This window comes from Agarivorans sp. QJM3NY_25 (assembly GCF_050870875.2).
GTDB lineage: Bacteria > Pseudomonadota > Gammaproteobacteria > Enterobacterales > Celerinatantimonadaceae > Agarivorans.
In genome coordinates, this window is sequence record NZ_CP194041.2 from 4953020 (window position 1) to 4966273 (window position 13254).

Consider the following 13254-nt stretch of genomic DNA (forward strand, 5'->3'; position numbering starts at 1 on the left):
CTAAGGTCGCTTTTTTATAATAACATCAGTAAAGTCAGGCTTTTTTCACTGGCCGCTGCCAACCAGAAATAGTTCGTTGTTTGGTTCGAGAAAGAGCCAGCATTTCAGCATCTACATTACAGGTAATGGTTGAACCTGCACCAATGGTGGCATTTTTACCCACCGTAACCGGTGCAACTAACTGGGTATCACTGCCGATGAAGGCACCATCTTCAATAATTGTTTGAAACTTATTCACGCCATCATAATTACAGGTAATTGTCCCTGCACCAATATTCACACCAGCGCCAACAATGGTATCCCCAAGATAAGTTAAATGCCCAGCCTTGGAACCTTGACCTAAGGTTGATTTTTTCATTTCAACAAAATTACCAACATGCGCATCTTGTTTTAATTTTGCACCAGGACGTAGCCGCGCAAATGGTCCCGCCGAAGCATCTTCGGCAAGGCTCGCTTGCTCAATAATACTGTTGGCTTTAATGGTGACGTTATCACCGATTTCACAATCAATTAAAATACAATTTGACTCAATGGTGACATTGTTCCCCAGGCTCACTTTACCCTTGATAATCACATTAATATCGATGAAGCAATCATGACCCATGCTCAATTCACCCCGCAAATCAAATCGATTGGCATCGGCCAAACTAAGACCTTCAGCCAATAAACGCTCCGCTTGAGCAAACTGATAAGCCCGCTCTAAACGATTCAGCTGTACCCGATCATTTACCCCTTGAACTTCAACTTCAGAGTCTGGTTGTACCGCTTGTACCAAATGTCCTTCTTGAGTCGCCATTTCGATAATATCAGTCACATAGTACTCACCTTGCGCATTATCATTACTCAATTGCGCTAACCAACGATTAAAGTCATCGCTATTAGCAACTAACACACCAGTGTTCACCTCAGTAATCTCCAGCTGCTCTGGGCTGGCATCTTTATGTTCAACAATCGCGGCAACACTTCCATTTTGCCGAACAATTCGACCATAGCCAGTAGGGTCGGCAAGATCCACCGTTAATAAGCCAATTCCGCCTTTTGGCAGAGCTTCAATTAAACGTTGGATGGTTTGTTGGCTAATCAGCGGAGTATCACCATATAACATCACCACCGCCTGGTTGGCGGCAAAATGCGGCGCTGCCTGCTGCATCGCATGACCAGTTCCTAACTGTTCTGCCTGCTCCACCCAATTTAGCTGAGGATCTTGGATCTGCTGTTGAATCAACTCACCACCATGACCATAGATTAAATGAATCGTTTGCGGCTCTAGTTGTTTAGCGGTATCAATAACATGTTGTACCATTGGTTTATCAGCAAGTTTATGCAAAACCTTAGGCAAGCTTGAGCGCATCCGTGTGCCTTTTCCTGCGGCTAATATCACTACACTAAAATTCATCATCTATCCTTCATAACGGTAAGCTTTGCTCAATTTAAACGAGTCTTTTCAAAAGTAGTGTAAGCCAAACCACTTTACTTTGGAATTCACCCTTGATATTGCATCTTTAAAATACAAAAAAGGCGCTCAATGAGCGCCTTTTTATACTTAAACTAAACTATCTAACGTTTTTACCGAGAATTTCGATAACCCGTAATTGCGCCATTGCTTTGGCTAATTCAACCTGCGCTTTGGCAAAATCGATATCGCTGCTAGGATTGCTAATGCTTTCCTCTGCCGCGTGTTTAGCTTGTTGGGCCTTGGCTTTATCGAGTTCGCTGCCTCGAATCGCGGTATCAGCTAAGACGATCACGTTTCCTGGTTGTACTTCCAAAAAACCACCCGAGATATAAATGACCTCTTCGTGTCCGTGCTGTTTTACCATGCGAACCATACCAGGCTTAATTGGAGTCAGTAATGGGGCGTGACCAAACATCACCCCTAACTCACCCTCTTCACCGGTTACTCGTAAGTGTTCGACGCGACCAGAAAAAATTTTCTTTTCCGCGCTTACCACATCCAAGTGAACTGTCATCGCTGCCATTTTAGCCTCCTGTTACGCCAATTGGCGATGCTTACATATTTTTGGCGCGCTCAAGCACGTCATCAATATCGCCAGCATACAAGAACGCTTGCTCTGGGATATCATCGTAATCGCCAGCCAATAGGCCTTTAAAGCTACGAATCGTATCTTTAAGCGGAATAAGCTTACCCGGGTTACCGGTAAATACTTCGGCTACGTGATAATCTTGCGTTAAGAATTTTTCAATTTTACGCGCTCGAGCTACGGTCTGTTTGTCTTCTTCAGACAATTCGTCCATACCTAGAATTGCAATAATATCTTTTAATTCTTTATAGCGTTGCAGTACACCTTGCACGCCACGAGCAACTTCATAGTGCTCTTGACCAACCACTAAAGGATCTAACTGACGAGAGTTTGAATCCAATGGGTCAATCGCAGGGTACAGACCCATGGCCGCAATGCTACGGTTGAGTGTCACCGTTGCATCCAAGTGAGCAAAGGTGGTAGCAGGCGATGGATCGGTCAAGTCATCCGCAGGTACATAAACCGCTTGGATCGAAGTAATCGAACCAGTCTTGGTTGATGTAATACGCTCTTGAAGAACACCCATTTCTTCCGCCAAAGTAGGCTGATAACCTACCGCAGAAGGCATACGACCCAGCAATGCAGATACTTCGGTACCGGCTAGGGTATAACGGTAAATGTTGTCAATAAACAACAGTACGTCTTTCCCTTCGTCACGGAACTTCTCAGCCATCGTTAGACCAGTTAACGCAACCCGTAGGCGGTTTCCTGGTGGCTCGTTCATCTGACCATAAACCATGGCTACTTTATCAAGTACCCCGGCTTCTTCCATCTCGTAGTAGAAGTCATTACCTTCACGAGTCCGCTCACCAACACCAGCAAACACAGATAAACCTGAGTGTGCTTTAGCAATGTTGTTGATTAACTCCATCATGTTTACGGTTTTACCGACACCGGCACCGCCAAACAGACCAATTTTACCACCCTTAGCGAATGGACAAATTAAGTCGATAACTTTTACGCCGGTTTCTAATAATTCATTAGAACTTGACTGCTCTTCGTAACTAGGAGCAGCTCGGTGAATTCTGTAGCGCTCTTCTGTCGCAACTTCACCTTTACCGTCGATGGTATGACCAAGAACGTTCATAATACGACCTAAGGTGGCTTCACCTACAGGTACTTTAATCGCGTCACCAGTATCAACCACTTCTAGGCCGCGGCGAATACCTTCCGATGCACCCATACAGATACAACGTACTACGCCACCACCAATTTGCTGTTGAACTTCAAGGACTAAGTCTTCACCTTGAACTTCTAGAGCATTGTATACCTTCGGTACACTGTCATGTGGAAATTCAACGTCCACAACAGCGCCAATTACTTGGACGATGTTACCGTTACTCATGTTGATTCCTCTAAATATTGTGCTTATGCCTTGCCTTAAACGGCTGCAGCCCCCGCAGAAATTTCAGTCAATTCTTGAGTAATTGCTGCTTGACGTTCTTTGTTGTAAATCAACTGTAGTTCGTCAATCAGGTTACCCGAGTTATCGGTTGCCGCTTTCATTGCAACCATTCGTGCAGCTTGTTCACAGGCGAGGTTTTCAACCACCGCTTGATAAACTTGAGACTCGATATAACGAACCAACAAACCGTCGAGAATTTCTTCGGCGCCTGGCTCATATAAATAGTCCCAACTGCGAGACGCAATTTCTGGGTCATCTGCTTTAGGCAGCGGCAATAATTGGTCAATTTTGGGCTCTTGCACCATGGTATTAACAAACTTGTTATATACCACATAGATGCGATCTAACTTACCTTCGTTGTAAGCTTCAAGCATCACTTGTACGGTACCGACCAACTCATCGACAGTTGGGTGATCGCCCAAACCTGAGTTTTGAGCCAATACATTCCCACCATGGCTGTTAAAGAAAGAAGTTGCTTTACCGCCAATAACGGCCAAATCAGCACTCACACCTTTCTCTTTCCACTGCTTAATCTCAGTAACGGCATTCTTAAACAAGTTAATGTTTAAGCCGCCACAAAGACCACGGTCTGTAGACACCACGATATAACCAACACGTTTGGTTTCTCTTTCTATAACATAAGGATGTTTATATTCGAGTTTACCTAACGCGATATGACCAATAACTTTGCGCATAGCTACTGCGTAAGGTCGGCTACCTCGCATGCTGTCTTGAGAACGACGCATTTTACTAGCAGCAACCATTTCCATCGCTTTGGTAATTTTTTGAGTGTTTTTAACACTGGCAATCTTACCTTTAATTTCTTTAGCGCCGGCCATATCTATTCGCTCCTATTCGTCAGCTTAGATTACCAAGTTTGAGTCGATTTAAAGCTTTCAATTAATGACTTAATTGAAGCATCGATTTCATCGTTGTAATCGCCTTTCTGGTTAATAGACGCCAATAGATCGGCATATTCATTGTTGGCATAAGCTAACAATGCGCCTTCAAAATCAACAATCTTATTGATTTCAATATCAGCCAAGAAACCTTTCTCTGCAGCATATAAACCTAAGGCTTGCTCAGCAACAGTCAATGGGCTGAATTGCTTCTGCTTCATTAACTCAGTTACTTTCTGACCATGGTCTAACTGCTTACGCGTTGCATCATCTAAATCAGATGCAAACTGAGCAAAGGCTGCTAGTTCACGATACTGTGCAAGCGCAGTACGAATACCACCTGACAGTTTCTTGATAATCTTAGTTTGTGCTGCACCACCCACACGAGATACCGAAATACCAGGATCAACCGCCGGACGAGTACCAGAGTTGAATAGCTGGCCAGTCAAGAAGATTTGTCCATCGGTAATCGAAATTACGTTGGTTGGTACGAAGGCTGATACGTCACCGGCTTGAGTTTCAATAATCGGCAAAGCCGTTAATGAACCCGATTGACCTTTAACTTCACCTTTAGTGAACTCTTCCACATATTTTTCATTAACCTGAGCTGCGCGCTCTAGCAAACGAGAGTGTAGATAGAATACATCACCAGGATAAGCTTCACGGCCAGGTGGACGACGCAATAACAATGAAATTTGACGATAAGCAACCGCTTGTTTCGACAAATCATCATAGATGATCAAAGCATCTTCACCGCGATCTCGGTAGTATTCACCCATTGCACAACCTGCATAAGGTGCTAGGTATTGTAATGCAGCTGAATCAGACGCTGAGGCTGCAACAATGGTAGTGTATTCCATGGCGCCAAACTCTTCTAACTTACGCACAACGTTAGAGATAGTTGAAGCTTTTTGGCCAATCGCCACATAAACACATTTAATACCGGAGTGTTTTTGGTTAATGATGGCATCAACCGCAATTGCCGTTTTACCAATTTGACGGTCACCAATGATCAATTCACGTTGACCACGACCAATTGGGATCATTGAATCAATCGCTTTAATACCAGTTTGAACTGGTTTATCGACCGACTTACGTTCCATCACCCCAGGTGCAATCACTTCGATAGGTGAGAATCCATCATGTTCGACAGGTCCTTTACCATCAATTGGTTCACCTAGTGTATTCAGGACTCGTCCTTGTAGGCCACGACCTACAGGTACTTCCAAAATACGACCAGAACTTTTAACTTTGTCACCTTCTGCTAAATCAGCATAAGGTCCCATCACAACCGCACCTACAGAGTCACGCTCTAGGTTTAATGCGATGGCATAACGACTACCAGGAAGCTCAATCATTTCGCCTTGCATTACATCAGCAAGACCATTAATACGAATAATACCGTCACTAACAGATACGATAGTACCTTCGTTACGAGCTTCACTGACAACTTCGAACTGTTCAATACGTTGCTTGATCAGATCGCTTATTTCAGTGGAATTCAGTTGCATGCTCTATTCCCCAATTACGCTTGTAGTGTATTAGATAGTTTTGCCAATTGCCCTTTTACGGAGCCATCAATCACCAGATCACCAGCTTGAATATACAAGCCAGCCAACAGTGAGGCATCGACACTACAGTTAAGCTTCACTTTGCGCGACAAGCGCTGCTCTAAGGAAGCACTAATTTGCGCTTGCTGCGCGGCATCTAACTCAGAAGCAGAAACAACCTCAGCGGTTATCTCTTTAGCCAATTCGGCTTTATATCCTAAGAACAGCGCTAACACAGCAGGCAACGCCTGTAAACGGCCATTTTGTGCCATTAACTTCAAGAAGTTAAGGCCATGCTCATCAAGCTGCCCAGCACAAACAGTGGTAAATAAATCTACCAAGGTCTCTACCGATTGCCTTTTTAACTGAACAGATACATGTTCATTCACCGCCACTTCGGCGACAAAAGCTAACATATTCGTCCACTCTTCTAAGGCTTTATGCTCAATGGCAAAATCAAACGCAGCTTTAGCGTAGGGACGAGCAATGGTGGTTAAATCAGCCATAAGCTCTACCTTTTATCCCTTTATTTCAGCTCAGCGACTAGTTTGTCAACAATCTGCTTGCTAACTTCTTTGTCGATAGAATGCTGAATAATTTTTTCAGCACCAGCGATGGCCAAAGCAGCCACTTGCGCACGTAATTCTTCACGAGCACGATTGCGTTCAGCTTCAACTTCAGCGTTTCCATGAGCGATAATTTTCTCACGCTCAACGTTAGCTAACTCTTTTGCTTCGTCGATAATTTGAACTTTACGTTTGTTAGCTCTGTCGATAATACCTGCGGCCTCAACCTTTGCTTCTTTCATTTGTTCAGAAGCATTAGCTTGCGCTAATTTAAGATCTTTACCCGCACGATCAGCATCAGCTAATCCATCCGCAATTTTCTTCTGACGAGCTTCAATCGCATCAATTAATGGCGGCCATACGTATTTAACGCAAAACCAACAAAAAAATGCGAATGCGATCGCTTGTCCAAGTAATGTTGCATTGATATTCACAACGACACCTCCCTAAGTTAAGGAATCGAAGGATTAACCCAATAAGCCAATAAACGGGTTAGCGAAAACGAAGAATAGCGCGATACCTACACCAATCATTGCGATCGCATCAAGAAGACCGGCAACAATAAACATTTTGGTTTGTAGGGTAGACGCTAGCTCAGGTTGACGAGCCGCTGCTTCAAGGAATTTACCACCAAGCAGACCAAAACCAATCGCAGTACCCAAAGCACCTAAACCGATTAGTAGTGCAGCCGCTATAGCAGTTAAACCAACAACAGTTTCCATAATTATCTCCAATATATATGTGTTAGGTAGTTCTAATTTAATTAATTAATGATCTTCATGAGCTAAAGCTAAGTAAACAATGGTTAGCATCATGAAAATAAACGCTTGAAGCACAATGATCAAAATATGGAATATTGCCCATGGAACTGACAAAGCCCACTGAGCCCAAAATGGAACAAGGGCGGCAATAATAATAAAGATCAATTCACCCGCATACAGGTTACCGAACAAACGCAGCGCCAGCGAAAATGGCTTAGCCAACAAAGTGACCGATTCCAATAAAAAGTTAAAAGGAATAAAAGCCCAGTGATTAAATGGTTGTAAAGTAAGTTCTTTTACAAATCCACTCACACCTTTCACTTTAATACTGTAAAAAAGTATCAATACAAACACTACCAAGGCCATGCCAAGAGTAATGTTTAAATCAGTAGTGGGTACAATTTTAGAGTATGGTATGCCTGCTTGAGCGGCGGCTTGAGGAAGAAAATCAACAGGGATTAAGTCCATCAGGTTCATGAGGAAAACCCAAACGAAGATGGTTAAACCAATTGGCGCAATGACTTTATCGCTACGATGAAAAGCATCTCGTACCGAGCCATCAACAAATTCCACGAGAATTTCGATAAAACATTGAAACTTTCCGGGAACGCCAGATGTTGCTTTTTGTCCCGTTCTATAAAAAACAAATAAGAACAGAACCCCCAAGACAACTGATATTAGGAGTGAATCAACGTTAAATGTCCAGAACCCTGCTTCATGACACCCATGGTTAAACGCGAGGCCACCAGTTTCGGCCACGCACATTTGTGCATTAGTCAGGTGATGCTGGATATAACCTGTAACAGATTCAGCAGCCATTTATCATCCTATTTTTCTTAGTCAAAAAAATAGAGGCGGTCCATTGCGTTAAACTACTGAGAACAAAACCGAGCAGTAGAGCGAGGGGCTCCACCTTAAGCAGGGTAAAGACCAGTACAAACAATATGGCAATAAGAGATAGTTTTACGACTTCCCCTAGATAAAAACTTGTTACTACTTGTTTTTGCTTAGTTGCACCGACAAACCGAAACGCCATCAGCGTAAATAAGCTATTGGGTAGTAAGAAGATTATACCTCCGAGTAACACAGAAATAGCAATATCCTTATTAAAAAAGAAACCACTGTTTAGCGTTAGTAATACGACAAAACTCGTCTGAAAAATAACATAATAAAGCGCCTTGCGACGAATTGCAGATGTTAAAGAACCAGACATTCTCGACCTCTACTAGTGTTTTACGTTAAACCTAAAGCCCAGACTAGGGCGAATAGGCTTGCTAAAAAGCCTAATGATTATACGTTGAAAGTCTGGTTTTGCAATCAGAAGCCGCGTTCAATTCACTAATTCGTAACAGCTTATATAAACAAAATATGGTTATTGTTAATTTTTATGTTACAAACCAGATAGTTTGGTCAGCTAAAGGTGAAATATAGTGTTTTAAATATGCAACATAGGTAACCAAGATCAAAGACTTGTGGCACAAATTAGTTTATAAAAACTAAAGTGTTTCATCCGAGTCGATGAAAAGCCCCAAAATAGCATCTAACTCATCTAAGCTAGCATAGTCGATCACTAATTTTCCTTGGCCTTTTTTATTTTGCTGGATCTTTACCCCTGCCCCCAAACGCTCACTAATTCGTTGTTCTAAACGACTAATATCGGGATCGACCTTAGCAGGTGCCTTTGGTTCTTTGGGATTGAGAACCGCCTTCACTAATTTTTCTGTATCACGAACTGTTAAACCTTTAGCAGCAACACTACGCGCGGTTTCAGCCTGAACTTCTCCCGTTAAGGCTAATAGCGCACGAGCATGGCCCATTTCTATATCGCCATGCTCTAACAGAATTTTCACATCGGCATCGAGACTATTTAAACGTAATAAATTGGTCACTGTGGTACGAGATTTACCAACCGCATCAGCCACTTGTTGATGAGTCAGTTCAAACTCATTCATTAAACGGTCTAAGGCCACTGCTTCTTCCATAGCATTCAGATCTTCACGTTGAATATTTTCAATTAAGGAAATAGCAACCGCGTTTTCATCACTCACATTTTTAATTAAACATGGAACTTCATGTAAATGAATTTGTTGCGAGGCTCGCCAGCGGCGCTCACCGGCGATAATTTCAAACTGATTGTCACCGACTGCACGAACTACAATCGGTTGAATCACCCCTTGCGCTTCGATGGAATGCGCTAATTCTTCCAGGGCTTCCGCTGACATATCTTTACGAGGTTGATATTTACCTGGCCGTAACCATTCGATGGGTAAACGACGTAAATCACCACGATTATCATCGACAGTTTGTTGGTTAGTATCGGCTTTCGTATCTTCTTCAACCTGACGTTGACGAGCATTATTACTGGTACTTAGTAATAAATCTAAACCTTTACCTAAACCGCGTTTTCTCGCTGACATGTCTTTATCCATACTCATTAATCCAGGGCCATCGTTTGTGCTTCTTCTTCATGGCGACGAATAATCTCTCCGGCCAATGCAAGGTAAGCCTTAGAACCACTTGATGTTTTATCATAATACATGGCTGGTTTACCAAAGCTAGGCGCTTCGGCTAAACGTACGTTTCGAGGGATCACTGTACGGTAAACTTTTTTACCAAAATGTTGTTTAAGCTGATCACTAACATCAGAACCTAAGCGATTACGTGGATCAAACATGGTACGTAGAATACCTTCTACTTTTAAATCAGGATTCACTACCGAGGCCAACTTGCTGATAGTGTCAACGAGGGCAGTTAAACCTTCTAATGCGTAATATTCGCATTGCATTGGGACTAATACTGAATCAGCAGCTGCCATTGCATTCACGGTGAGCATGTTTAATGAAGGCGGACAATCGATAAAAATATAGTCGTAATAATCACGCACAGGAGCTAATGCATTACGTAAACGGACTTCCCGGGCAAAAAATTCCATGAGTTTAATTTCAGTGGCGGTCACATCTGAATTCGCAGCAATTAAATCGAAAAAACCACTGGTTTCTTTAATCACGACCTGTTCGATCGGCTCTTCGTCAATCAACAATTCATAGGCGGTTTTTGGTGCATCATATTTATCAACACCGCTGCCCATGGTTGCATTGCCTTGTGGGTCAAGGTCGATTAACAATACTTTACGTTTAGTGGCTGCCATTGAGGCTGCTAAATTCACGCTAGTGGTTGTTTTCCCTACGCCACCTTTTTGGTTGGCTACCGCAATCACTCTACCCACAATATTTTCGCCTAAGAATTGGTTTTATCAATAATAACTAGATGTCGCTGACCTTCAAGTTCGGGAACCGTTAAACTTTCAATACGGTGTAAATGGCAACCTTCAGGTAAACTTTCTAGCTCTTGTTCGGGCACTAAGCCCTTTAAGGCATAGAATTTACCATTATTTGCAGGTAAGTGAGAACACCAGTTCAACATATCGTGCAAAGAAGCAAAGGCTCTGCTTATTACACCATCAAATTCTAGGTTTTGTTGATAATTTTCGACCCGGCTTTGCACCGCAGTCACATTTTTTAGCTTCAGTAAATGGCATACCTGACGAATAAAGGTGATTCGCTTACCTAAACTGTCGAGTAAAACAAACTGCTTATCTGGATTAATGATTGCTAAGGGTAAGCCAGGTAATCCCGGACCGGTCCCTACATCAATAAAGCGTTTCCCCTGTAAGTGAGGACTAACCACTAAACTATCTAAGATGTGTTTAACTAACATTTCCATGGGATCTCTCACTGAAGTGAGATTATAAGCTTTATTCCACTTATCAAGTTGTTCAACCAAACAGACCAATTGTTCTATTTGTAATTCTGTCAGTTGTAACTGAGTTTGGGCCAATAGGCCTACAAGACGTGATTTTAGCACCCGATCATCCTAAGCCGACTTACGCGCTAAGTCGTGTTTTTTCAAATAAACTAATAATAATGAAACCGCCGCCGGTGTAACCCCCGAAATTCGCGCTGCTTTGCCAATGGTTTCAGGTCGTGCATTGGTCAATTTAGCAACAACTTCATTGGATAGCCCACTAATTTTTGAAAAATCGAGATCGAGCGGTAAAAGCGTATTTTCGTGTTTTTGGGTTTTCTTAATTTCTTCAAGTTGACGCTTGATGTATCCCGCATACTTGATTTGAATTTCTACTTGCTCGGCCGCATCTTGTTGGGCTAAACCGGGACCAAAACCTTCAATCCCCATTAATTTCTCATAACTGAGTTCAGGGCGACGGATCAATTCTTCTAAAGAATGTTCACGAGTAATCGGATTTTTCAATAAAGGGTTTAATTGATCTAATTGGATTGAATTGGTGTGTACCCAAGTATCTTTTAATCGTTGGCGTTCTAATTCAACGGCTTCCATTTTGATATTAAATAACTGCCAACGATGTTCATCAACCAAGCCGAGTTGATGGCCCTGTTCGGTTAAACGTACATCTGCATTATCTTCGCGCAATAATAAACGATATTCGGCTCGGCTGGTAAACATCCGGTAAGGTTCTTTGGTGCCTAAAGTTGCTAAGTCGTCAATTAGTACGCCCATATAAGCTTGATCGCGACGTGGCGCCCAACTATCTAAACCTTGAGCAAATAACGCAGCATTTGCGCCAGCAATTAAGCCTTGCGCACCAGCTTCTTCATAACCAGTTGTCCCATTAATTTGACCGGCAAAGAATAATCCTTTTAAGTATTTGTTTTCTAAGCTTTGTTTTAAATCTCGAGGATCAAAAAAGTCATATTCAATGGCGTATCCTGGACGGGTGATATGGGCATTTTCTAAACCTTTCATTGAATGAACTAAATCAACCTGTATATCGAAGGGTAAGCTGGTTGAGATCCCATTAGGATAAACTTCATGGGTGGTTAGCCCTTCTGGTTCAATAAAGATCTGATGAGAACTTTTATCGGCAAAACGAGTTACTTTATCTTCAATTGAAGGACAGTAACGTGGCCCTACACCTTCAATTACGCCGGTAAACATTGGGCTACGGTCAAGACCACCACGGATAATGTCATGCGTTGCTTGATTGGTATGGGTGATATAACAAGGGATCTGTTGCGGATGATCGCTGGCTTGACCAATGAACGAAAATACCGGCGTCGGATTATCACCTGGTTGAGGCTGCATGACCGAGAAGTCAATGCTACGAGCGTCAATACGAGGAGGTGTGCCGGTTTTTAGACGATCGACTCGGAGAGGTAATTCACGTAAGCGTTGTGCTAGTGCAATCGATGGTGGATCGCCTGCACGACCACCGGAGTGATGATTTAGGCCGATGTGGATCATACCACCTAAAAAAGTACCTACGGTTAACACGACACTGCGAGCACGTAAGCGCAATCCCATTTGGGTAACAACACCAACCACTTGATCGTTTTCTACGATCAAATCATCACAAGCTTGTTGGAAGATCGTCAGATTTTTTTGGTTTTCTAAGCGATGTCGGATCGCGGCTCGATAAAGCATTCGATCGGCTTGAGCACGAGTCGCTCGAACTGCTGGTCCTTTGGAAGAATTAAGTGTTCTAAATTGGATCCCGGCTAAATCGCTTGCTTGAGCCATTAAACCACCCAAGGCATCTATTTCTTTCACTAGATGGCCTTTACCAATCCCCCCAATAGCGGGATTACAAGACATTTGACCCAGAGTTTCAATGTTGTGAGTAAGTAATAAAGTGTTTTGTCCCATACGGGCTGCAGCTGCAGCAGCTTCGGTACCAGCATGACCACCACCGATTACTATTACGTCGTATTGTTGTTTATAGAACATTTCTTAATACCTCAAACCTGCCAGATCCCCAAAGGGTGCAGCATTTTACTGGTTAAGCGTCGATAAGGGAATGCTTAGATCAGAATTAGATCTATAAGGGATCTCTATAAATATATATATAAGATCTTTCTTTAAAGATCTTTTATTAGATCTACTATTAGGATCACCTTGATCTGTAGATAAGTCATTTTTTATGAATTGGATCATTCACTTAGATCAGATCAGATCTTGTTAGCAGAACCCGATCTAAACAGGGGACAAGCTGGGA

Annotated in this window: 14 protein-coding genes; all 14 read right to left on the bottom strand. The window is 42.6% G+C overall.

Features of this window, described 5'->3' with window-relative positions; all coding sequences use genetic code 11:
- Window positions 1-34: 34 nt before the first annotated feature.
- Window positions 35-1396, bottom strand: a complete 1362-nt coding sequence (glmU, locus tag ACRRSW_RS22705) for a bifunctional UDP-N-acetylglucosamine diphosphorylase/glucosamine-1-phosphate N-acetyltransferase GlmU (protein ID WP_432461084.1) — start codon at window positions 1394-1396, stop codon at window positions 35-37.
- 157 nt (window positions 1397-1553) lie between these two features.
- Window positions 1554-1979: a F0F1 ATP synthase subunit epsilon gene (locus tag ACRRSW_RS22710; RefSeq protein ID WP_432455286.1), complete on the bottom strand. Its 426-nt coding sequence runs from the start codon at window positions 1977-1979 to the stop codon at window positions 1554-1556.
- A 31-nt stretch (window positions 1980-2010) separates the two neighbouring features.
- Window positions 2011-3387, bottom strand: a complete 1377-nt coding sequence (gene atpD, locus ACRRSW_RS22715; protein WP_432455285.1) for a F0F1 ATP synthase subunit beta — start codon at window positions 3385-3387, stop codon at window positions 2011-2013.
- 35 nt (window positions 3388-3422) lie between these two features.
- Window positions 3423-4286 (bottom strand): F0F1 ATP synthase subunit gamma, encoded by an 864-nt coding sequence (atpG, locus tag ACRRSW_RS22720; protein ID WP_432455284.1) that lies wholly within the window; start codon window positions 4284-4286, stop codon window positions 3423-3425.
- A 29-nt stretch (window positions 4287-4315) separates the two neighbouring features.
- Complete coding sequence (atpA, locus tag ACRRSW_RS22725; RefSeq protein ID WP_432455283.1) at window positions 4316-5857, bottom strand: F0F1 ATP synthase subunit alpha; 1542 nt, start codon at window positions 5855-5857, stop codon at window positions 4316-4318.
- Window positions 5858-5871: 14 nt separating this feature from the next.
- Window positions 5872-6402 (bottom strand): F0F1 ATP synthase subunit delta, encoded by a 531-nt coding sequence (atpH, locus tag ACRRSW_RS22730; RefSeq protein ID WP_432455282.1) that lies wholly within the window; start codon window positions 6400-6402, stop codon window positions 5872-5874.
- 20 nt (window positions 6403-6422) lie between these two features.
- Window positions 6423-6896, bottom strand: a complete 474-nt coding sequence (atpF, locus tag ACRRSW_RS22735) for a F0F1 ATP synthase subunit B (RefSeq protein ID WP_432455281.1) — start codon at window positions 6894-6896, stop codon at window positions 6423-6425.
- A gap of 33 nt (window positions 6897-6929) precedes the next feature.
- On the bottom strand, window positions 6930-7184 hold the full coding sequence (gene atpE, locus ACRRSW_RS22740; RefSeq protein ID WP_432455280.1) for a F0F1 ATP synthase subunit C: 255 nt from the start codon (window positions 7182-7184) through the stop codon (window positions 6930-6932).
- A gap of 45 nt (window positions 7185-7229) precedes the next feature.
- On the bottom strand, window positions 7230-8042 hold the full coding sequence (atpB, locus tag ACRRSW_RS22745; protein WP_432455279.1) for a F0F1 ATP synthase subunit A: 813 nt from the start codon (window positions 8040-8042) through the stop codon (window positions 7230-7232).
- Window positions 8032-8436, bottom strand: coding sequence for an ATP synthase subunit I (locus tag ACRRSW_RS22750; protein WP_432455278.1), 405 nt, complete (start codon window positions 8434-8436; stop codon window positions 8032-8034). The genes atpB and ACRRSW_RS22750 overlap by 11 nt, the downstream gene beginning before the upstream one ends.
- A 283-nt stretch (window positions 8437-8719) precedes the next feature.
- Window positions 8720-9640: a ParB/RepB/Spo0J family partition protein gene (locus tag ACRRSW_RS22755; RefSeq protein WP_432460542.1), complete on the bottom strand. Its 921-nt coding sequence runs from the start codon at window positions 9638-9640 to the stop codon at window positions 8720-8722.
- Window positions 9641-9657: 17 nt separating this feature from the next.
- Entirely contained in the window at window positions 9658-10449 is a 792-nt protein-coding gene (locus ACRRSW_RS22760; protein WP_432455276.1) for a ParA family protein, read from the bottom strand.
- 11 nt (window positions 10450-10460) lie between these two features.
- Window positions 10461-11087 (bottom strand): 16S rRNA (guanine(527)-N(7))-methyltransferase RsmG, encoded by a 627-nt coding sequence (gene rsmG / locus ACRRSW_RS22765; RefSeq protein ID WP_432455275.1) that lies wholly within the window; start codon window positions 11085-11087, stop codon window positions 10461-10463.
- Between the two features lie 9 nt (window positions 11088-11096).
- A complete protein-coding gene (gene mnmG / locus ACRRSW_RS22770) occupies window positions 11097-12986 on the bottom strand; it encodes a tRNA uridine-5-carboxymethylaminomethyl(34) synthesis enzyme MnmG (RefSeq protein WP_432455274.1) in 1890 nt (629 codons plus the stop codon).
- Window positions 12987-13254 lie beyond the last annotated feature (268 nt).

What these genes read in the sequence shown, in the direction of transcription:
- glmU (WP_432461084.1), bottom strand. Translation starts at nt 1,396, where the DNA reads ATGAATTTTAGTGTAGTGATATTAGCCGCAGGAAAAGGCACACGGATG.
- ACRRSW_RS22710 (WP_432455286.1), bottom strand. Translation starts at nt 1,979, where the DNA reads ATGGCAGCGATGACAGTTCACTTGGATGTGGTAAGCGCGGAAAAGAAA.
- atpD (WP_432455285.1), bottom strand. Translation starts at nt 3,387, where the DNA reads ATGAGTAACGGTAACATCGTCCAAGTAATTGGCGCTGTTGTGGACGTT.
- atpG (WP_432455284.1), bottom strand. Translation starts at nt 4,286, where the DNA reads ATGGCCGGCGCTAAAGAAATTAAAGGTAAGATTGCCAGTGTTAAAAAC.
- atpA (WP_432455283.1), bottom strand. Translation starts at nt 5,857, where the DNA reads ATGCAACTGAATTCCACTGAAATAAGCGATCTGATCAAGCAACGTATT.
- atpH (WP_432455282.1), bottom strand. Translation starts at nt 6,402, where the DNA reads ATGGCTGATTTAACCACCATTGCTCGTCCCTACGCTAAAGCTGCGTTT.
- atpE (WP_432455280.1), bottom strand. Translation starts at nt 7,184, where the DNA reads ATGGAAACTGTTGTTGGTTTAACTGCTATAGCGGCTGCACTACTAATC.
- atpB (WP_432455279.1), bottom strand. Translation starts at nt 8,042, where the DNA reads ATGGCTGCTGAATCTGTTACAGGTTATATCCAGCATCACCTGACTAAT.
- ACRRSW_RS22750 (WP_432455278.1), bottom strand. Translation starts at nt 8,436, where the DNA reads ATGTCTGGTTCTTTAACATCTGCAATTCGTCGCAAGGCGCTTTATTAT.
- ACRRSW_RS22755 (WP_432460542.1), bottom strand. Translation starts at nt 9,640, where the DNA reads ATGTCAGCGAGAAAACGCGGTTTAGGTAAAGGTTTAGATTTATTACTA.
- mnmG (WP_432455274.1), bottom strand. Translation starts at nt 12,986, where the DNA reads ATGTTCTATAAACAACAATACGACGTAATAGTAATCGGTGGTGGTCAT.